Annotated in this window: 16 protein-coding genes and 1 tRNA gene; 7 read left to right on the top strand and 10 right to left on the bottom strand. The window is 71.5% G+C overall.

Translation table 11 applies throughout. The features are described 5' to 3' along the window. Window positions 1-168 precede the first annotated feature (168 nt). Both WME98_RS23480 and WME98_RS23485 read right to left on the bottom strand, forming a co-directional pair. Window positions 169-1,011, bottom strand: coding sequence for an HAD hydrolase family protein (locus tag WME98_RS23480; protein ID WP_437953289.1), 843 nt, complete (start codon window positions 1,009-1,011; stop codon window positions 169-171). A 10-nt stretch (window positions 1,012-1,021) separates the two neighbouring features. After that, on the bottom strand, window positions 1,022-2,221 hold the full coding sequence (locus WME98_RS23485; protein WP_187345835.1) for a class I SAM-dependent rRNA methyltransferase: 1,200 nt from the start codon (window positions 2,219-2,221) through the stop codon (window positions 1,022-1,024). Window positions 2,222-2,455: 234 nt separating this feature from the next. On the opposite strand from WME98_RS23485, the gene WME98_RS23490 reads away from it, so the two are divergent. Then, window positions 2,456-3,391, top strand: a complete 936-nt coding sequence (locus tag WME98_RS23490) for a hypothetical protein (RefSeq protein ID WP_437335221.1) — start codon at window positions 2,456-2,458, stop codon at window positions 3,389-3,391. Between the two features lie 238 nt (window positions 3,392-3,629). Further along, window positions 3,630-5,399: an apolipoprotein N-acyltransferase gene (gene lnt / locus WME98_RS23495; protein WP_437953290.1), complete on the top strand. Its 1,770-nt coding sequence runs from the start codon at window positions 3,630-3,632 to the stop codon at window positions 5,397-5,399. On the opposite strand, the gene WME98_RS23500 is transcribed toward lnt, so the two are convergent. From WME98_RS23500 to WME98_RS23520, 5 genes are all read right to left on the bottom strand, one after another. Then, window positions 5,386-5,694, bottom strand: a complete 309-nt coding sequence (locus WME98_RS23500; RefSeq protein WP_020464737.1) for an HU family DNA-binding protein — start codon at window positions 5,692-5,694, stop codon at window positions 5,386-5,388. The two genes, lnt and WME98_RS23500, sit on opposite strands and share 14 nt — an antisense overlap. A 64-nt stretch (window positions 5,695-5,758) precedes the next feature. Next, a complete protein-coding gene (gene ybeY / locus WME98_RS23505; RefSeq protein WP_437953291.1) occupies window positions 5,759-6,298 on the bottom strand; it encodes an rRNA maturation RNase YbeY in 540 nt (179 codons plus the stop codon). Between the two features lie 77 nt (window positions 6,299-6,375). Next, entirely contained in the window at window positions 6,376-7,026 is a 651-nt protein-coding gene (gene fsa, locus WME98_RS23510; protein WP_437953292.1) for a fructose-6-phosphate aldolase, read from the bottom strand. A 172-nt stretch (window positions 7,027-7,198) separates the two neighbouring features. Then, a complete protein-coding gene (gene secA, locus WME98_RS23515) occupies window positions 7,199-10,234 on the bottom strand; it encodes a preprotein translocase subunit SecA (RefSeq protein WP_437953293.1) in 3,036 nt (1,011 codons plus the stop codon). A 318-nt stretch (window positions 10,235-10,552) separates the two neighbouring features. After that, window positions 10,553-10,637: transfer RNA gene (locus WME98_RS23520), tRNA-Leu, on the bottom strand. A gap of 547 nt (window positions 10,638-11,184) precedes the next feature. On the opposite strand from WME98_RS23520, the gene WME98_RS23525 reads away from it, so the two are divergent. Beyond that, a complete protein-coding gene (locus WME98_RS23525) occupies window positions 11,185-11,823 on the top strand; it encodes a response regulator (protein WP_437953294.1) in 639 nt (212 codons plus the stop codon). Here the strand turns inward: WME98_RS23525 and WME98_RS23530 are convergent. After that, the gene (locus WME98_RS23530; protein WP_437953295.1) at window positions 11,777-12,526 is read right to left on the bottom strand and encodes a Crp/Fnr family transcriptional regulator; all 750 of its coding nucleotides are present in this window, start codon (window positions 12,524-12,526) and stop codon (window positions 11,777-11,779) included. The two genes, WME98_RS23525 and WME98_RS23530, sit on opposite strands and share 47 nt — an antisense overlap. Before the next feature lie 345 nt (window positions 12,527-12,871). Here WME98_RS23530 and rpoN point away from each other — a divergent pair, with 345 nt between their 5' ends. From rpoN to WME98_RS23545, 3 genes are all read left to right on the top strand, one after another. Further along, complete coding sequence (gene rpoN, locus WME98_RS23535) at window positions 12,872-14,392, top strand: RNA polymerase factor sigma-54 (protein ID WP_061628984.1); 1,521 nt, start codon at window positions 12,872-12,874, stop codon at window positions 14,390-14,392. 58 nt (window positions 14,393-14,450) lie between these two features. Further along, window positions 14,451-15,443, top strand: a complete 993-nt coding sequence (locus tag WME98_RS23540) for a hypothetical protein (RefSeq protein WP_437953296.1) — start codon at window positions 14,451-14,453, stop codon at window positions 15,441-15,443. Window positions 15,444-15,549: 106 nt separating this feature from the next. Next, complete coding sequence (locus WME98_RS23545; RefSeq protein ID WP_061628982.1) at window positions 15,550-16,548, top strand: hypothetical protein; 999 nt, start codon at window positions 15,550-15,552, stop codon at window positions 16,546-16,548. 30 nt (window positions 16,549-16,578) lie between these two features. On the opposite strand, the gene WME98_RS23550 is transcribed toward WME98_RS23545, so the two are convergent. Both WME98_RS23550 and pgeF read right to left on the bottom strand, forming a co-directional pair. Continuing rightward, window positions 16,579-17,841, bottom strand: a complete 1,263-nt coding sequence (locus WME98_RS23550) for a bifunctional nucleoside/nucleotide kinase/histidine phosphatase family protein (RefSeq protein ID WP_020464746.1) — start codon at window positions 17,839-17,841, stop codon at window positions 16,579-16,581. A 9-nt stretch (window positions 17,842-17,850) separates the two neighbouring features. Continuing rightward, entirely contained in the window at window positions 17,851-18,675 is an 825-nt protein-coding gene (gene pgeF / locus WME98_RS23555; protein ID WP_437953297.1) for a peptidoglycan editing factor PgeF, read from the bottom strand. A 74-nt stretch (window positions 18,676-18,749) separates the two neighbouring features. On the opposite strand from pgeF, the gene WME98_RS23560 reads away from it, so the two are divergent. Continuing rightward, window positions 18,750-19,943, top strand: coding sequence for a serine/threonine-protein kinase (locus WME98_RS23560; RefSeq protein ID WP_437953298.1), 1,194 nt, complete (start codon window positions 18,750-18,752; stop codon window positions 19,941-19,943). Window positions 19,944-20,127 lie beyond the last annotated feature (184 nt).

The raw sequence follows: 20,127 nt of genomic DNA on the forward strand, positions 1-20,127 counted from the left end.
CGGGCGAGGGACCAAGGTCATGGTCCCCGAGAACACGCGCCCCTGTAAAGGGTTGGGAGGCACGCCCCTCCCGAAAGCTCGATCCTATTCCTTCGGGTTGCGTCGCGGCTAGGCTACCTGCTCCAGGTGTGGGGCGGATCGCACGCGAGGCCCTTGCGCGCGGGCAGATCACGGTTCAGGTGCATTCTTCCGCAGTTCGGCGATCCGGCCGGCGATCTCCGCGAACCCGCGGCCCATGGGCAGGGAGGCCACGAACCGCGGCGGCACGGAGAGCTTGCCGAGGTGGGCGCGCACGTTGGCTACGCCGAAGGTCAACGCAAATGCAGCGAAGGCGACGCCGTCGTTGCCGCTGTCGCCCACGAAGGCGTAGCGGTACCGCGCGCGGGTCGGATCCTCGCCGAACCGGCTCGAGAGCAGGCGCACGGCGCCCGTCGCCTTGTCGGACGGGTCGCGGGTGAGGTGGAGGTGGACGCTCGAGACGAGCGTCCTCACCCCCCGCTCGCGCAGCTCGGCGCGCATCCTCTGCACGTCCTCCGGCGGGACGCGCCGGTGCTCGCCGATGTCGATGGTGACATCGGTCACCCTCTGGTCGTTGTCGTCTGCGAGCGCCGCCGCGGGAAAACGACGCACCATGTCATCGGCGAGCGCGACGAGCTCGGCCCGACGGGCCCGCCGCGTGCCGCGGTCGAGCGCGTCGAGCGTGACGACGCGGCTCGCGCCGGCGCTCGGGGCGAGCCCTTCTCCGGGGCCGGCCTGCTCGCGGACCAGCGCGACGGCGCCGTTCTCGACGATCGTCGCGTCGATCGGCCATTGCCGCTGGATCACCTCGCCCCATCCGGCGGGCCTGCCGGTGCAGGCGATCAACGCGAGCCCGGTCTCGCGCAGACGGAAGAGCGCGCCGTAGGCGGACTCGGTCAGGGCGCCGTGATCCAGCACGGTGTCGTCGAGGTCGAAGATCACCCCGGCGAGGCCGCGCGCGGCGTCGGGGGTCAGCAGGGAGAGCGGGTCCATCGGGCGATCGTCAGAGCGCGTCGATGCGCGCGATGAGGCTCTTCAGGTAGAGCCCTTCGGGGAAGGCCGCGGGGACGGGGTGGTCGCCCCCCTGGAAATGCCGGTCGAACACCGCCGCCTGCATGCGGGCGTCGCGCGCGCCGAGGGCGAGCACCCGGGTCAGGTCGTCGAGGCTCACGGCGCTGGAGCAGGAGCAGAGCACGACGATGCCGCCGGGCCGCGTGGCGCGGCACGCCCCGGACGCGAGGCGCCGGTAGGCGGTGAGCGCGGCGTCCTTGGAGGCGCGGGTGCCCGCGAGCTTCGGCGGGTCGCAGATGACGAGGTCGAAGCCCCCCTGCCTCGACGCGTTCTGCAGCGCCTTGCGGGCGTCGTCGCGCGTGAACTTGATCCGGTCGAGCAGCCCGTTCTCCCGCGCGCACTCCGCCCCGACCTCGAGCGCCGTCGCGCTCTCGTCGATCGCGAGGACCTCGCTCGCCCCGCCGCGGGCCGCCGCCATGGCGAAGGTGCCGACGAAGCAGAACGCGTCGAGCACGCGCCGGTTGTGGGCGAGCTGCTCCACGCGGGTCCGCAGCGTCCGCTGGTCCAGGTAGAACCCGGTCTTGTGGCCGAGCGCGAGCGGGATCGTGTACCGCAGCCCTCGCTCGACGAACCGCAGCTGATCGAGCCCGAAGTCGCCGCGCACCACGCCGGCGTCGGCGGTGAACCCCTCGAGCTTCGCGAGCGACTCCGGCGTCCTGTCCACGATCGCGCGCGGCGAGAGCGCCGCCTGGAGGGCGTCGAAGATCACGCCCTCGCGGCGCTTGATCCCGATCGTCCCGAGCTGCACGACCGCCGTGTCGCCGAACAGGTCGACGATGAGCCCGGGCAGCCCGTCCCCCTCCGCGTGGATCAGCCGGAAGGCGTCGGTCTCGTGGCCGGGCGCCCGCGCGGGCAGGCCGAGCTCGCGGCGGTGCGCGATGGCGCGCTCGATCCGGTGCCGGAACAGGGCCGCGTCGATCGGCCTGTCCTCGCGCGTGTACATGCGCACCGGGATGGCCGAGCGGGGGGTGTAGAGCCCGCGGCCGAGCACGCTGCCGTACGGGTCGGTGACCACGACCTCGTCGCCGGCGACCGCGCCGCCCTCGATGCGCGCGATCGCCTGAGCGAACACCCAGGGATGCCCCGACCACACCGGCCGAACATGACCCTGCTTCAACGTAACCGTAGGCATGATGAACCCGATTGCTCTCGATGGTGGCGGGGCTGCCGGCGGGGCGGCCGCGCCGTGACGTTTGCCGTGGGAGCTAGTACCCTGCGGGACGGCGCGCGTGTGAACCTTCCGCCACAGCGCGCCGTGGCGGCCGATGCACGCCGGCGTGCTTCATGGCCATGGTGACGACAATCCAGCGAGATGGTCGATGGCATCCCGGTTGCTAACTTCCCTGCACCGAAGAGGAGTCGCCCGATGCGCCGTTGCTTGACCCATGTCCTTGTTGCCGTGGCGATGACCGCGCCGATGAGCGCGCTCGCGCAGGAGAACAACAACTGTCCTCCCGGCGCGTGGTTCTGTGAGGAAGTGGAGCCGCCCGGCGACCCCGCCGCTGAGCCGCCGCCCGCAGCCGCTGCCGAGCCCCCCCCAGCCGAGGCGCTGCCCCCCCCACCGCCGGCCCCACCCCCGCCGCGGGGCAGGCGCGCGACCCGCCCGGCCCCGCCCCCGGTCGTCGTGTACCAGACCTCGCCTTCCGGCCCGCCGCCGCAGGTCATCGTCGTGACGCCCGGGTCCGCTCCCCCGCCACGCGTGATCGTGCGCCGCATGACCCCGCCCGTTCCGCCTCCGCCGCCGAAGCTGCGCTGGCGCCGGCAGTGGGGCGTCAACTTCCGCGTCCAGGGTCTCATGATGGGCCGCGAGCACGGCGGCGCGGAGGAGGCCGGCATGGGCGGCGTCGGGGTCAGCCTGCGGTACCGGCCCGTCCCCGCGTTCGCGCTCGACCTCGGCGCCGACCTCCTCGCGGGCACCGACTACAACGGCTACGAGCGGACGGAAGTGCCGCTCTCGCTGAGCGGGATGCTGTTCGTCAACCCGCGCAGCCGCACGCAGTTCTACTTCATGGGCGGCCTGAACATGTCGCACGCCGAGGTCGAGCGGCCCTGGGGCGAGGCCGCGGCCAGCGGCGACGAGTTCGTTCCGAACACCGAGTACGACTACTTCGGCGCGCACGGCGGCATCGGCCTCGAGTTCCGGCTCTCCCCCCGCCTCGCCCTGAACATCGATGCGCTCGGGTTCGTGCGCAGCCGCACGGACGACGGCGTCGTCCCCGAGTTCAGGGATCCCGAGACCGGACGCACGACCGATACGTCGGGCGGTGGGCTCTTCCGCGGTGGGCTCACCGTTTACTGGTGAGCATATCGCTCCAGGCCCTCCCTGGCGAACGTCGCGAACGGGCCCGAGCGTAGACAGAGCGAGCGGGGACTGCTGCTGGCCCACGAGCGAGCTCGACCGGCGTGTCGAGCCGTGCAGCAGCTCGTTTGACAGGGCCTCGCCTCCTGTCCGCCCTGACCGTGCGAGGCTCGCGGCGGCGTCGATCTCCTCGGGCAGCCGCCGGGCTCCCGGCGGCTCCCGCGCGGTATAACGCCGCATCGTGCCCCAGGCCTCGACCCGACGCGCGCTCCGCGGCTGCGCCCCGCTGCTCCTCTCCGTCGTCGGCGGTGCGACGTTCGCCCTCACGGCCCCCCCTACGGATCTCTATCCCGCCGTCATCGCCGGCCTCGCCCTGCTGGCGGCCGCCGTGCACGACGCCCCGACGTTCTGGCGCGCCTTCGGGCGCGGCGCTGCCTGGGGAACGGCGGCGGGCATCGTGGGCCTGCGCTTCGTGCCGGAGGTCATCCTGCGCTTCACGTCGCTCGGCACGGCGGCCTCGTACCTCGCGCTGATCCTGCTCGCGGCCGCCCAGTCGCTGGTCTGGGCGGTCTGCGGCGGCGTCACGAGCGTGCTCCTCCGGCGCGTGCGCGCCCCGCTCGAGCTCGCCTTCGCGACGGGCGTGTTCGCCGCCGTGGTCCTCCCGACGGTCTTCGGCTGGACGCCGGCGGGCCTCATGAGCCCATGGCCGGCGCTCGTGCAGCTCGCCGACCTCGTCGGCGAGCGCGGCGTCTCGGTCCTGTTCGCCGTGGGGGCCGCCCTGCTCGCCCGCGCGGGCCTCGCCGCGATCGGGGTGGCGCCCGGCGGGCGCCCGCTCGCGCCCGCGCCGGAGCCGCGGTCCGCCCGCCGTCGGCCGCCCCGCGCGATCCTCTCCCCGGCGCTCGCGAGCGCCGCGCTGTTCGGGGGGCTCGCGGCGCACGGCGCGCTCCGGATGGCCGCCGTGGAGCGCGCCAGCGCGGGCCTGCCGACGGCGCGCGTGGCGCTCGTCAACCAGGCCGTGGGGCCTCACGAGCGCTGGCAGCCGAAGAACCACCCGCGGATCCTGCGCTCCTTGCACGAGCTCACGCGGAAGGCCGAGGCCGGCGGCGCCGAGCTCACCCTCTGGCCCGAGGCGGCGTATCCGTACCCGCTCCCGCACAGCGCCCGGCAGGCGCCGCGCGGCGGTCGAGCGATCCTCGGCCCCGGCGTCCGCGGTCCGGTCCTCGCCGGGCTCATCACCCAGGCCCCGCCCGCGAAGGCCGACGACGGCGTGGAGGAACGGAACAGCTACAACTCCGCGACCGTCGTGCTCCCCGACGGGAGCATGCAGCCGACCCAGGACAAGCTGCAGCTGCTCTGGTTCGGCGAGACGGTGCCGGGCGGCGCTTACCTGCCCTGGCTGCGGCGCATCTTCCAGAAGAGCGGCGGGCTCGTCCCGGGCGCGGAGCCGCGCGCGCTCACGCTTCCCCGGGAGCAGGGGCCCGCGCTCCGGATCGGGGTGCTCAACTGCTACGAGGACACGCTCACCGGGGTGGCGCGGCGGATCACCGGCACGCTCGCCCCGAACCTCCTCGTCAACATCACGAACGACGCCTGGTTCACCGGAAGCGCCGAGCCCGAGCTGCACGCCCGGCTCGCGGTCATGCGCGCCGTCGAGCTGCGCCGCGACCTCGTGCGCGCCGTGAACCTCGGTGTCGTGTCGTGGATCGACGCCCGCGGCGTGGTGCGCAGCCGGGACGAGAGCACTGCGCCTGGGGTGACCTTCGCGACCCCGGCGGTCAGGGATACGCCGCTGACGCTCTACACCCGCCTGGGCGACGCCCCGCTGGCGACGCTGCTCGCCCTCGCGATCGTCGCGTGCGCGCTCAGGGCGCGACGCTCCACGGCGAAAGCATCGCCCGGAGCTCCGGACGTCGCCGCGGGGGCGCGCCCAGCCGCTGGACCTCCGGAGCTCGCGTCGCCGGATGCGGCCGCGCAAGCCGCGGCCACCGACGCGCCGCTCAGCCGTCCTTGAGCGCCTTGACGGGCGCCGCGCGGAGCTTGCGGCTCGCCGGCTTGCCCTTGATGGTCATCGGCTGCTTCGTGAACGGATTGATGCCTTCCCGGTCCTGCGTCGCCGGGATCTCCTTCGCCTTGATCTTCACGAGGCCCGGGACCGTGACCTCGCCCGGCCCCTCCGGACCGAGCTCCTTCTTCACCAGCTCGCTGAGCGCATCGAGCACGCTGGCCACGGACTTCTTGTCGAGGTTGGTGGCCTCGGCAAGACCGACGATCATCTGCGCCTTGGTCAGCTTGTTCGAACCGGGCATGTTTCCTCCAAGTCGAAAGGGGGCGTCCGTTTAACAAGCGAGGTTTCGCATCGCAAGGAATAAGTCATTGCGCCCCCGTCTTATTCGGTCTCGCGACGCCGCTGCGAGGCCGGATTCCAGTGGGACTGCTGCCCCGCGACGCCGCGGCGGCCTCGAGCTCCCGGGTCAACGCCGTCATCTCTCGCTCCTCCGCGTCGGTTTTGTGGTCGTAACCGAGCAGGTGGAGCAGGCCGTGCCCGAGCAGCATCGTGATCTCGTCGAGCAGCGGGCGGTCTCGTTCGGCGGCTTGCCGGGCGGCCGTGTCGATCGAGACGATCACGTCGCCGAGCAGGCCGTGCCACGCCGACGGATCCACAGGACCTCGCCGGCCGCGCTTGCGCGACGTCGCGCCGTTCTGCTCCAGCATGGGGAAGGCGAGCACGTCGGTCGGCTTGTCCTTGCGCCGGTACGTGCGGTTCAGCTCGTGGATGGCCTCGTCGTTCACCAGCGCCACGGAGAGCTCCACGCCCTGCAGGGCGAGGTGGGCGAGCATCTTGCTCGCGCGCCGGCGCACGACCGCCGTCGACACCCCCTTGAACGGCCCTCCTTGGGTCGTGATGGACACGACCGCGGGGGCCGCCGGGCGGCTCCCGCGTCGCTTCGTTCCCGGGCTTCCCTTGTCCTTCTCGGCCACGAGGTTCGCTATACCAGCTCCGGGATCTTCTTCGCATCCGCCAAGAACTGCGCGAGGCCGACGTCGGTCAGCGGGTGCTTGGTCAGCTGCTTGATGACCTTGAGCGGCATCGTCGCGGCGTGCGAGCCGATCATGGCGGCCTGCACGAAGTGGACGGGGTGCCGCACGCTCGCGGTGAGCACCTGCGTCGGGAAGCCATAGTTCCTGTAGATCGTCACGACCTGCAGGACCAGGTCCATCCCGTCCCCCGCGGCGTCGTCGACCCGGCCGACGAACGGCGAGATGTACGTGGCCCCAGCCTTGGCCGCGAGCAGCGCCTGGGCAGCCGAGAAGCAGAGGGTGACGTTCGTCCGGATGCCCTCGGCGGCGAAGATCCGCACCGCCTTGAGCCCCTCGTTGATGAGCGGGACCTTGACCACCACGTTCGGGTGGATCTTGGCGAGCTCGCGCCCCTCGCGGAGGATCGCGTCCCGCTCGACCGCCACCACCTCGGCCGAGACGGGGCCGTCGACCACCTCGCAGATCTCGGCGATCACCTGCCTCGTCGGCCTGCCCCCCTTGGCGAGGAGCGACGGGTTCGTGGTCACGCCGTCGATGACCCCCATCGACTGCGCCTCCCTGATTTCCGCGATGTCCCCTGAGTCGATGAACACCTTCATGGTCCTGCCTCCCCGAGCCGACGCGTCGGCCCTCAGGCAGTGTCCATGCTGGGATCAGGCGCCGGAGCAAGGGCCCGGCGCGGGCCCTCGCCGGCGCGCCGCAGGCGCCTTGCGAGCGGGGCGAGCGGGGCGAGCGTGGCGAGCGTGGCGAGCGTGCAGGATATGCGCCGGCTCAGACCGTCGCCTCGTCCTCGGCGCCGTGGCAGGTGTTGAACGGCTTGCCGCTGCCGCAGGGGCACTCCTGCTCCTGCGTGACGGCGGGCTGCGGCAGCGCCGCCGCCGGGTTCGCGCCGATCGGGAGCGACTCGTCGTGCTGCGCGACCGCGTCGAGCAGCGCCGCCGCGTGGCGCTGGCGATCCGCCGCCTCGATCTGCGCCTCTTCCTGCTCGGCGCGCCTGACGTTCACGCTGAAGAGCTTCGTGACCACGTTCGAGGAGACGCGGGCCACCATGTTGACGAACATGTTGTAGCCCTCCTTCTTGTACTCCTGCTTCGGGTCCTTCTGCCCGTAGCCGCGCAGGCCGATGCCGTCGCGGAGGTGGTCCATGTCGGTCAGGTGGTCGACCCAGGCCTTGTCGAGCTCCTCCAGGTAGAGGTGCCGGAAGATGCGGAGCGACAGCTCGACCCCGATCTCCTCCTCGCGCTTCTCGTACGCCTTCTCGGCGCGCTCGTAGAGCTCGCGCGCCAGCGTCTCCTGATCGCCGATGTGCGCGACGTCGTCCGGCAGCTCGACGCCGAAGTGCTCGCGGAAGCCCTGGAAGATGCCGCCCCAGTCCCAGTCCTCGGGCGGCTTGCGCGCCGGGCACGACTCCTCGACCATCGCGCCGATGATCCGGTCCATCAGATCGAGCAGCCGCTCGCGCTGCTCCGTGAGCGCCTGGGGCACGAGCTCGGCGCACTCGTCGTAGATCGCGAGGACCTTGTCGGGGCGCGACTCGAGCTCGACCTTCACGCCCCAGCGCGTGTAGAGCTCGCGCTGCAGGTTCTCGAGCTCGACGAACCGATCCGTCTTCTCGAAGTCCTTCCGCACGATCTCGCGGCGGTTGCCGTCCTCGTCGAGCGGCATCACCGGATCGTTCGCGAACATCCCGAGCAGGTAGCCGACGTCCGGCCGGACCAGCTCCACGATCGACGCGAGCGGCTTGATCGTCCGCTTCTCGCCCGTCGGCTTCCCCTCCTCGTCGAGGATCTCGGGGGAGTAGCGGCCGAGGAGCAGCGACTGGCGCATGTCGTAGATCGTCTTGCGCTGCGCGCTCATCACGTCGTCGTACTCGAGCAGGTTCTTGCGGATGTCGAAGTTGCGCTCCTCGACCTTCTTCTGCGCGTTCTCGACGCTCTTCGTCACCCACGGGTGCTCGATGGGCTCGTCGTCCGGCATGCCCATCCGCTCCATCAGGTTCTTCACCCGATCGCCGGCGAAGATGCGCATGAGGTCGTCCTCGAGGGACAGGTAGAACTTCGACGTGCCGGGGTCGCCCTGGCGGCCGGCGCGGCCGCGCAGCTGGTTGTCGATGCGGCGCGACTCGTGCCGCTCGGTGCCCAGGATGTACAGCCCGCCGAGCTCGCGGATCTCGTTGCCCTCCGCGGTGCACTCCTTCTTGAGCTCCTCGACCAGGGCCTCGAACGCCTCGGGCTCCGCCTCGGGCTGGCGGTTCTGCTCCTTGAACTTGAGCTTCGCGAGCATCTCCGCGTTGCCGCCCAGGATGATGTCCGTCCCGCGCCCGGCCATGTTGGTCGACACCGTGATGGCCCCTTTGCGACCCGCCTGCGCGACCACGTACGCCTCGTTCTCGTGGTGCTTCGCGTTCAGCACGTTGTGCTTCACGCCGCGCTTGGTCAGGATCCGGCTGATCGCGGTGCTCTTCTCGACGCTCGTCGTGCCCACCAGGATCGGCTGGCCGAGCTCGTGCTTCTCGAGGATCTCGTTGATGACCGCCGTGAACTTCTCCTTCTCGGTCTTGTAGACGAGATCCTCATAGTCGACGCGGATCACCGGCTTGTTCGTGGGGATGATGACGACGTCGAGCTTGTACGTGCTGTGGAACTCCGCCGCTTCGGTGTCCGCGGTGCCGGTCATCCCGGAGAGCTTCTTGTACAGCCGGAAGAGGTTCTGGAAGGTGATCGTCGCCATCGTCCGGCTCTCCTCCTGGATCCGGACGTTCTCCTTCGCCTCGACGGCCTGGTGCAGGCCGTCCGACCACCTCCGGCCCGCGAGGACGCGGCCGGTGAACTCGTCGATGATGAGCACCTTGCCGTCGCGCACCATGTAGTTGACGTCGCGCTTGTAGAGCGTGTGCGCGCGCAGGCACTGGTTCAGGATGTGCAGCGTCTCGAGGTTGACCGGGTCATAGAGGTTCGTGCCCTTGAGCACCTTGAGCGCCGCCAACAGCCGCTCCGCCGTCTCGACGCCCTCGTCGGTCAGCGTCACCGAGTGACCCTTCTCGTCGACGGCGAAATGCTCCTCGTTCCGGAGCTGGGGGATGACCTCGTTGATCGTGCGGTACTTGTCGCTCGAGCGCTCGCCCTGGCCGCTGATGATGAGCGGAGTCCGCGCCTCGTCGATGAGGATGGAGTCGACCTCGTCGACGATCGCGTAATGAAGCGGGCGCTGCGCGTACTCGAGCGCCGAGAACTTCATGTTGTCGCGCAGGTAATCGAAGCCGAACTCGTTGTTCTGGCCGTACGTGATGTCGCAGCGGTACGCGTCGCGCTTCTCCGCGTCGCCCTGCTGGTTGACGACCACGCCGGTCGACAGGCCGAGGAAGCCGTAGAGCTTGCCCATCCACTCGGCGTCGCGCCGCGCCAGGTAGTCGTTCACCGTGACGACGTGGACGCCCTTGCCCTCGAGGGCGTTCAGATAGCAGGGGAGCGTCGCGACCAGGGTCTTGCCCTCGCCGGTGCGCATCTCGGCGATGCAGCCGTTGTGGAGCACCATGCCGCCGATGAGCTGCACGTCGTAATGGCGCATCTTGAGCGCGCGCTTCGACGCCTCGCGGCAGACCGCGAACGCCGGGACCAGGATGTCGTCCAGCGTCGCCCCGTTGGAGAGCTTCTCCTTGAACTCCGCGGTCTTCGCCCGAAGCTCGGCGTCCGAGAGCTTCTGCAGCTCCGGCTCCATCCTGCCGATCGCCTCGACCCGCGGTCGCATGCGGCGGATGGCGCGCTCGTGCGAGGTGCCGAAAATCTTCTTCATCGCCCAAGTGAACATCTTTACGTGCCTTGGCTCCGCGGCGGTCAGGTGGGAGGAAAAGGTCCGGCCGAGGAACGCGAACGTAGTCGCGCCGCGGGCGTCGCGCAATTCCGGGACCGCGCGCTCCGTCGACGACGCCGCCGAGGCGAGCCCTCCGCGGCCCGGATGGCGCCAGCCTCCTCCGCCGTCGACGCGCGCTTCCCCCCCGCGCGCCAGCGGACCACGCCCGCGCACCGGCGACCACGCCCGGACCGAGCCGCCCCGGAGAGCCGCCCCCTCTGAAGCGACGGGGCGCGTCGCGCCGCTGGGCGGTCGGGTCGTCCAGGATTCAAGCCATGGTGCACGAGGGGGGACTCGAACCCCCAAGCCTCGCGGCGCCGGAACCTAAAACCGGTGCGTATACCAGTTCCGCCACTCGTGCGCGCGGACGCTTGTGGCACCCTACGCCAGCCTCATCAAGCGGGAAATTCAGTTTGCCGCGGTGCGCCGATCGCGTCAGGGCGCGGTGCACGAGCGGCCCGGACGTTGGCACCCGCACTGGACGCGGAGCCGGGAGCAACGGGCGGATCGGCGGAGCGCGCCGCCCTGGAGGGGCCGCAAACCTGGGCTGGCCCGTGCGCACGAACCGCGCACCGGCGTTCGTGGGCGGGGTAGGCGAGCCGACAGCATGGGGGCGCGCTCGTCGTCGGGGCGGAGGGGCGCCGCGAAGGGAGCGCGAAATGGGCACAGCGGCGGCCCGGGCGCCGGCGAGCCGGCCTCACCGGCGGCGACGCGCGAAAGGGCCGCGTTGACGCCGAGAACCGCGGCCGACGGGGGCCGGGCGGCGCCGCCGCCGCGCCCTCGGCACGTGCGTTGCGAAGACCGGGGCCGTCCGCGGACGCGGATGCTGCCGCCGAGCGGTGGGACGCGCGCGCGTCGCCGTCCCCGTCGATGCGGCGCACTTCGACTGCAAGCCGCAGGGAACCCCGATGACGTACCAACCGAACGTTCTCCTCTTCGATCAGGACCCTGTCCTCCGGAGGGCCACGGCGCTCCTCCTTGGCAACCGCGGCGCCCTCGTCAGCCCGGCCGCGACCCTGGAGGAGGCGATCTCCCTCTCCCGCGAGCGCGTCTACGACGTCGCGCTCATCGATCTCGCCCCCGGGACGAAAGGCGCCCGGGAGATCCTGGGCCGCCTGCGGCGCGAGGGCGCGCTGCCGCGGCGGATCGTCTTCTGCGCCGAGGAGCCGGTCTCGTGCGACGGCGCGGACGACGTGAGCGAGGTCCTGCTCAAGCCGTACGCCTTCGGCCGGCTGCTCAGCACGATCTTCGTCGAGCAGAGCCCCCGGCCGTCGACGAGGTCCGGGGTCTTCCCTCGCCTCCGGCTGGTCCGCGGCGGCCTCGCCGGCCCGGAGCGCGGCGCGCCGGGCGATCGAGGCGCGCGCGCCTCCGACAGAGCCGCGCAGCTCGATACGGCGGCCCGGCCGGCGGAGCCGCGCGAGGGCGCCGTCGCGGGGGCGAGCGGCGCCGCCGTCGTCCGGCTCCAGCGCAGGGCCCGCAGCGGCGCCTCCGGGCGGACGATCAGGTCGACGCGGCGCGCGCCGCGAGGTGCGCGCCATCCCGGATGACGATCCGCCGCCGGTCGAAGGCGATCAGGCCGGCGCGCTTCAGCTTGCCGAGCAGCAGGGTGACCGTCTCGCGGGTGGAGCCGATCAACAGCGCGATGTCGGCGTGCGTGAAGGGGGCCGACACCAGCTGACCCGACGCGTGCGGCCGCCCCCACCGCCGGGCAGCGGCGCGGAGAAAGTCGAGCAGGCGCACCTCCACCGTGCAGAGCAGCAGGGAGCCGAGGCGCGCCTCGGTCTCGAGCTTGCGCGAGACGAGCGCCGCAGCGAGCGCCTCGCGGAGCGCGGCGTCGGCGGCGAGCAGCCGCGTGAGCCCGGAGAGCGGCACCACGAGCCCGCTCCCCTCGTCGAGCACGATCGCGCTCTCGGACGCGACCGGCGCGCCCGCGAGCGCGCTCTCGCCGACGAGGTCGCCGGGCCCGCGGTGGCCCAGCGGGACGAGCCGCCCCTCGGCCGTGCGCTCGACCTTCACGCGGCCCGCCCCGAGCAGGATCAGGTGCCGCGGCGGCGCGCCCTGCTGGCAGAGGCACTGCCGGCGCGGGAGCCGCTCGATCCTGCCGAGATCGAGCAGCGCGCGCCGGCTCGGTGAGGTCAGCTGCGCCAGGGGCGAGCAAGACAGGATCCGCTCCTTCTCGAGATCCTGCGAGGCGTCGTCGCGCACGCCCTCGTTCCCCAGCGCAGGTCCGCGCACCTTCGGCTGTCCCATCGCGGCTTCGCCCAATCTTTCGGGATTTCAAGCCTCCCGATCGGGAGCCGATGGTGCAACGATCCGTTGACGGGGGCCACGCCGAACAGGCCGAGGACAGCGCTCCGCAGAGGGCGGAGAAATCCCGCCATGACGGCGCCTGATAACGCGTTCAGCGGCGCAGGACGCAGGGCCTGCGCTATTTTTTGGTACAGACGTGAAAGCAAGACCCGGGCCGCTGCCCCGTTCGATGCTACGTTGGGGGTGAGGCCACCAATGAAACACTCGATGGCACGAACCTCGCGCAATGCCCCGGCCCCCGTTCGGCGGGTGGCGCAGGCGGCGAACTGAGAGAAGGAGCTCCTCATGGGCATGGAGATGAAGCTCCAGTTCAAGCTGTCCCAGCAGCTTGTGATGACCCCGCAGCTGGTGCAGGCCATCCGGCTGCTGCAGCTCTCGCGGCTCGAGCTGGTCGACGAGATCAGGAAGGAGCTGGACGGCAACCCGGTCCTCGCGGACGACATGACCGACCCGAAGGCGCGGGACGGGGAGAAGGGGGATCAGAGGGGGAGGAACGCCGATCTGCCGACGGAGCAGCGGCTGGAGAACGGCGAGCGGTTCGACCGAGACACCGACATCGCGGCGCGCGAGACGGAAAAGCGGGTCAAGGAGGTGGACTGGGAGCAATTCCTGGAAAACCGCCAGCTGCAGCAGGCGATGCCCGCGCACCGGGGCGGCTTCGAGGAGCTGCCGCCGATCGACCAGAACCTGACGAAGCCGTCGAACCTGCGCGACCACCTGCTCTGGCAGCTCCAGATGAGCGATTTCGTCGAGAACGAGCGGCAGTTCGCCCTGCTCGTCATCGGCAACCTCGACGAGAAGGGGTACCTCGACCTCAAGGGGGGAGAACGTCCGGACGGCACGAAGGGGCCGGATCTGAGCCTCGCCGATCTGGCGCGGGAGGCGGAGCTGCACCCCGAGGACGCCGAGGAGGTGCTGGCGATGATCCAGCGCTTCGACCCGGTCGGGGTCGCGGCGCGCGATCTGTCCGAGTGCCTGCGGGTCCAGGCCGAGGTGCTCGGCTTCGACGAGATCGAGATGGCGATCATCAAGGACCACCTCCACAACGTGGAGCGGCGCAACTTCCCCGCGATCGCGAAGGCGCTGAAGATCTCGCTGGAGGACGTCTACGACGCGGTCCAGGAGATCCAGAAGCTGGAGAGCGTGCCGGCGCGCAATTTCGCCGAGGTCGACGAGAAGACCATCGCCATCACCCCGGACGTGTACGTCATCAAGGACGGCAACCAGTTCGTCGTCACCGACAATGACAAGGGGCTCCAGCGGCTGTACATCAACGAGAACCTCGCCCAGCGGATGCTCAAGGACCCGAAGGCGAAGGAGTTCATCAGCGAGAAGCTCCGGAGCGCGCAGTGGCTGATCCGGGCCATCGAGCAGCGGCGGCGCACGATCATCAAGGTGACCGAGTGCATCGTCGAGAAGCAGCGCGAGTTCCTGGAGCGCGGCGTGGGCTACCTGAAGCCCATGATCCTGCGGGATGTCGCCGAGTCGGTGGGCATGCACGAGTCGACCATCTCCCGCGTGACGTCGAACAAGTACGTGCACACGCCCCAGGGGCTCTTCGAGCTCAAGTACTTCTTCAACTCGTCGATCCACAGGGTGGCTGACGAGGACATCGCCTCGGAGAGCGTCAAGCAGGCGATCAAGAAGATCATCCTGGCCGAGGACAAGTCGAATCCCTACAGCGACCAGGCGATCGTCAAGATCCTCGAGGAGACGGACGGCATCAAGATCGCCCGCCGCACCGTGGCCAAGTACCGCGAGATGCTCGGCATCCTGAGCTCGTCGAAGCGCAAGAAGATGTTCTGAGCGGCGCCGGACGCGCCCGCCCGACCCCCATCCCCGGCCTCTTTGCCGGCCCAACGCCATGCCCGCCGAACCGATCACGGCCGCCCAGCTCTTCGAGCGCACCTTCGCGCCGCACTACCCGCCCGACGCGCTCGCCGACCTCGCGGCCGCGCGCTCCACGGACGCGAACCCGGCCGGAAACCCGTCGATCCTGGCCCAGATCGACCACGCGGCGGAGGTGTTCGCCCGGCTCGCGCCCGGAGCGTTCGGCGCGCCCGACCTCGGGCTCGATTTCTCCGACGCGTCGGTCCACCGGCTGGGCGCGGCGCTGACGCGCGAGCGGCGCGACGCCTGGCTCTCGCCGGCCGAGGGCGCCGCCGGCGCGCGCGGCGCGGGCGGTACGTCGGCCGAGGGCGGGGGCGGGGCGCCGCCCATGCTGGTCACCCTCGTGACGCACGGGGCGCTCTACGTCGGCGCGTGCGTGGCCAGGAACCACGGGGGAAAATGGCAGGTCCGGAGGCCGCTGTGGGAGTCGCTGGTCCGGCTCGAGTCGCGCGCGGGGACCGGCGATCTCGCGATCTTCCAGTGGTGGCTCAAGGCGCTCAGCGACGAGGAGATCGGCCGCGGCAGGCTCGCGGACCGCTACCGCACCCACGTGGAGGTGCCGACCTTCGACGCGGAGCGGCTGCCCGTGATCGCGGCGGGCGACCGGCGGATCCCGAGGCTCGCGAAGGTGCGTTACGACACGCTCTACAAGCACCTCCGCGCGCACCTGCCGGAGCTCAGGTCGGTGGGAGAGGATTTCCCGTCCCCGGAGCGCTTCGAGGAGATGGCCTTCAAGAGCCTGGAGTTCGCGCTGCTCGGGGGCGGGCGGATGCTCCTCATGCACGGGGCGACCGCGGAGGGGGTGCACCTGTTCTGGCTCGACGCGAGCGGGTTCGTGAAATCCGTGTACTACCCGGCCGACAGCTTCCCCGCCCACGTGGTCCAGATCGAGGGCCAGAAGATCCGGGTGATCGTGCCGGTCCGCGGCGAGACCCAGGCGCACGAGATGCTCTGGTGGGGGGCGTAGCCGGCCTCGCCCGCGCGCGCCGAGCGCCGGGCCGGAGCGCGCCGTCAGCCCGGCGCGCTCCGGCCCGGCGCTCGCGCACGGAGCGCGCCAGGAGTAGGCTCGCCCCGTGCTCTCGCCCGACGTCCGCTTCGAGGGGTTCACCGCGACCGACTGGGTCCGCGTGCTGTCGTTGTTCCGGCCCAGACGCACGGGCATCGACGAGCGCGAGGTCGATCGGCCGCGCGGCGGCGTCGTCGCGGTCCGCGCGGGCGGCAGGCTCAGGAAGCTCGTGCACACGGACGCCGGCCGGCTCCGGATCGACGACGCGCAGCGCGCCGCCCGGCTCTCCGCCGAGGAGCTCGCCGCGGGCCACCACGCGAGCTGGGCCGCGGTGATCGAGGCGGGCGCCCTCGAGGCCATCGTGGAGCGGTTCGGGGCGCGGGTGCGGCGCGGCGACGACCTCGTCGCGCAGACGCTCCTCTTGCTGCAGCTCGCGCGCGAGGAGCTCCTCGCCGGGAGGATCGATCTCTGGCCGGCGCGGCTGCGCGGCGTGCCGATGCCGTCGCCGGGCGTCGTGCGGGGCACGCTGGAGTCGCTCGCCGGGGCCGGCAAGACGATGGTGATCGGCCTGTTCGAGGGCGGGGAGCTCTGGACGAGCGTCGCGCTCCGCCGCGACGCGCGCGGGATCAACCTGATCCTCGGGCCGGACGAGGTGCGGGAGGACATGGGGCTGCTCGCCGGCGACTGGCGGCGCGACTACCGGCACCTCTCGCGCGCCATCGAGGAGCGGGCAGGGGAGCTGTCGCTCGGCTGCTTCGCCGAGGCGGAGACGATCCGGAAGCTCGAGGTCGACCCGAGCCCGGGCGCCTGGGCGCGCGCGGTCGCGGTGCGCGACGTGATCCTCGCGCCGGTGCCGGCGGCGCTCGCCATCCCGCTCGGGATCGACGCGGGGCGCGCGGCGCTCAGCGCCCTCCGCGCGATCGCGGAGCGGATCGATCCGATGGGGATCGTGGCGCCCGCGATGCGGGCGGTGCTCGAGCGGGCCGGCACCGACAGCGAGATGGCCGCGATGCTGCCGTTCCACCCGCTGGAGCTGCTCCGCAAGCTCATCAGCCGGGATCGCTGACCCGGCGCGCGCATCGCCGCGCCGGGAGGATCAGGGGTGCGCGGTGCTCGAGTCGCCGCCCTGGACCGCGGGCGCGAGCTGGAAGCGGCGCTCCTCGCACGCGTACGCGGTGGGGGTCAGCTCGATGACGGTGTGCAGCGGGATCGGCAGCGTCGGGCACGAGGGCGCGGGGCGATCCACGAGGTAGGCGTAGAGCGCGCGCAGCACCGCCTGGTGGCCGATCACGAGCACGGGCGAGCGCTGGCGCTCGAGCTGGATGATCAGCGGGTCGAGGCGCTGGATGACGTCCTCGTACGACTCGCCGCGCGGGTATCGGTAGCGGAACTTGTCGGCCGCGCGCGCGTGGAAGACCTCGGGCATCTGCTGGCGGATCTCCTCGTAGGTCATGCCCTCGCAGACGCCCGCGTCGATCTCGTCGAGGGCGCGCCACGCGACGTGGTTCTGCGTCATCGGGCGCGCGGTCTGGATGGTGCGGCGCAGGGTGCTCGTCCAGACGTTGACGTGCTCGTCGCCGGCCCGCTCGCGGATGAAGACGCCGAGGTTCTTCGCGTACTCCTCGCCGCGCGCGCTGAGGTCCGAGTCGCCGCCGAGCAGCCCCTTCTCGTTGAACACGCTCTCGCCGTGGCGGGTCAGCCAGATCGGGTGCGGCGTGAGGTGCATGTTCATCAACAGCGGGACGAGCCGCGCCGGCAGGTAGCCGTGGATGCGGTTCAGCACGACCTGGCGGCCGACGTCGATGATCTTGATGTAGCTCTTCTCGGGCTCGCCGAGCGGCTCGTACGCGCGGGCGTAGTGCGCGATGCGCGCGCGGAAGTCGCGCAGCGCCGCCTCGGGATCGACGCCCTGGTAGTCGGGCGAGCGGAGCTTGGTCTCGCGGACGTTCGTCTCGATGATCGACTCGTCGTTGCAGATCGACTCGATGAAGACGACCGGGAAGCCGTGCGCCTGGCAGCGCTCGGTGACGAGGTTCCGGCGGGCGCGGGTGCTGTTGGTGGCGTCGTAGATCGCCACCTCGCCGCCGGAGCTGAGCCAGCCGATGAGGTCGTCGAGCGCCGTCATCGCCATGCCGAGCAGCGCCTGGCGGCCCTGGCTGTTGTCGGGGTCGAAGAACTGGTGCGGCTGCGCGGTGCCGAGGTGCGCGCGGCGGTAGTTGCCGACGTTGAAGAGCCGCGTGGGGTGGCCGAGCCACGAGAGGTACCGCGCGATCTTGCGGGCGATGGATGTCTTCCCCCGCGCGGGCAGGCCCACCATGGCGAGGACGATCGGCGACGAGTCGCGCGCGAGCGAGACCATGAGAGCGTTCTAGCCGATGACGGTACCGCCGGCGACGATGACGGAGAGCAGCCGGCCGCTCCGCTGTCCGTCGCGCCGGTACGAGAAGAAGCGGGCGGGGTCACACGCGGTGCACCCCCGGACGTCATCGACCGACGTTGCGTCGAGGCCGGACTCGGCGAGCTGGGCCTTGAGGATGCGGCGGACGTCGGCGTGCGGGCGCGCGCCGGGGGCGCCGCGGACGATGGCGGCGTCGCCGGCGCTGGAGCAGGCGGCGAGTTCGGCGGCGACGTCGTCGCCGATCTCGAAGCAGCAGGCCTCGATGTGCGGGCCGATCGCGGCGACGAGATCGGCGCCGGGGCCGGCGAGCGACCTGAGCGCGCGGGCCGCCTCGACCACGACCCGGAGCGCGGTGCCGCGCCAGCCGCTGTGGACCGCGGCGACGGCGCCGCTCCGGCGATCGGCGAGGAGGATCGGGGCGCAGTCGGCGCTGCGGACGCCGCAGCCGACCCCGGGCACGCGCGAGAGGGTCACGTCGCCGACCTCGCGGACGACCTCGTCGCGGTCCTCGTCGCCGGTGAGGACGCGCGCCGCCACGCCGTGGACCTGGCTGAGGTAGTAGAGCCGCGCCGCCGGGATGCCGAGGCGCCGCGCGGCGCGCTCCAGGTTCTCGCGGACGGCGGCGGGGTCGTCGCCGAGCGCGATGGCGAAGCTCAGCGTGTCCCAGGGGGGGGCGCTGACGCCGCCGCGCCGGGTGAAAAAGGCGTGCGAGAAGCCGGCGGCGGCGAGGAGGGGGCTCTCGAGCGCCTCGGCCGCCCCGGGGGCGTCGGTTTTTACGGTCATTTTCGGTGCCACGACGGATCCGATGCGTCCGCTGCTTCGGTCATAGACGATACGGGTGGGTTGCGTGGTATTTTCCGGCTCCACGCATGGCCGCCGGTCCGGACCCGAACATCGGTCGAGATCTGCTCGGGGGGCAGTTCCAGATTCTTCAGAAGATCGGCTCCGGCGGCATGGGGTCGGTCTACAAGGCCGCCCAGCCGGCGATGAACCGGATGGTGGCGGTGAAGATCCTCCACCCCAAGCTCGCGAACCGAAAGGATCTCGTCTCTCGCTTCCGCCGCGAGGCGCGGGCGATGAGCCACCTCACCCACCCGAACACGGTGAAGGTGCTGCTCTACGGCGAGCTCGAGGACGGCTCGCTGTACATCGTGATGGAGTACCTGGAGGGCAAGAACCTGAACCAGGTGGTCCGCAAGGAAGGGCCGCTGCCCGTCGAGCGCGCGATCCCGATCCTGATCCAGGTCTGCGGCGCCCTGCAGGAGGCGCACATCCAGGGGATCGTGCACCGCGATCTCAAGCCCGAGAACATCTTCCTGTCGACCAACGGCGGGCTGAAGGACTACCCGAAGGTGCTCGACTTCGGCCTCGCGAAGGTGACGGAGCGCGAGCTCCGGCCGGGGTCGGTGATGCTCACGCAGGAGGGCATGGTCTTCGGGACGCCGGAGTTCATGTCGCCCGAGCAGGCGCAGGGCAAGGTGCTCGACGCGCGCAGCGACATCTACTCGCTCGCGACCATCCTGTACGAGGTGCTCACGGGCAAGCTGCCGTTCGAGGCGCGGACGCCCATGGAGTACATCCAGCACCACGTGACCCGGAACCCGATCCCGCTCGACGAGCGCGTGCCAGGCAAGCAGTTCCCGCCGGGGCTCGGGGTGGTGCTCGCCAAGGCGCTCGAGAAGCGGCCCGAGGATCGGTTCGAGTCGGCCGCGGAGTTCGCCGACGCGCTCAAGCCGTTCGCGGGCGGCGCGGGCAAGGGCTACACGGCGATGATGCCGAAGAGCGCCAACGCGGTGCTCGAGCAGGCGGCAAAACAGCACGCCGCCGCGCTCCAGGCGAGCAAGTCGCCCGCGCCGTCGCCGTTCAAGTCGCCGGCGAAGACGGTGAAGATGGTCCAGCAGCCGCCGGCGCCCGCCGTGAGGCCGGCGCCCGCGCCCGCGCCGCTCGCCAAGGCGCCGGCCAAGGCGGAGGCCAAGCCGCTGCTCCTCGTCGGCATCGCAGCGGGGTGCCTGATCGCCGGCATCCTGATCACCATCGTGGCGATGCGGCTGTTCCAGGGCTGAGCCCCCGCGGCCGCGCCCTGAAACGAGGCGTGCCACCGCGGGCGTGCTAGCGTCGCCGCTCCGGCGCGCCGGGCGCTCTGGATGCGCATCGCATGCGCCAGCGTTCACGGGGACGACGTCATGGCCTCGGAGCAATCAGGGAACCCAGGGGGAAACGACAACGATCCGGCCAGGAGGGCCGATC

This window comes from Sorangium sp. So ce296 (assembly GCF_051529605.1).
Classification (GTDB): domain Bacteria; phylum Myxococcota_A; class Polyangia; order Polyangiales; family Polyangiaceae; genus Sorangium; species Sorangium cellulosum_D.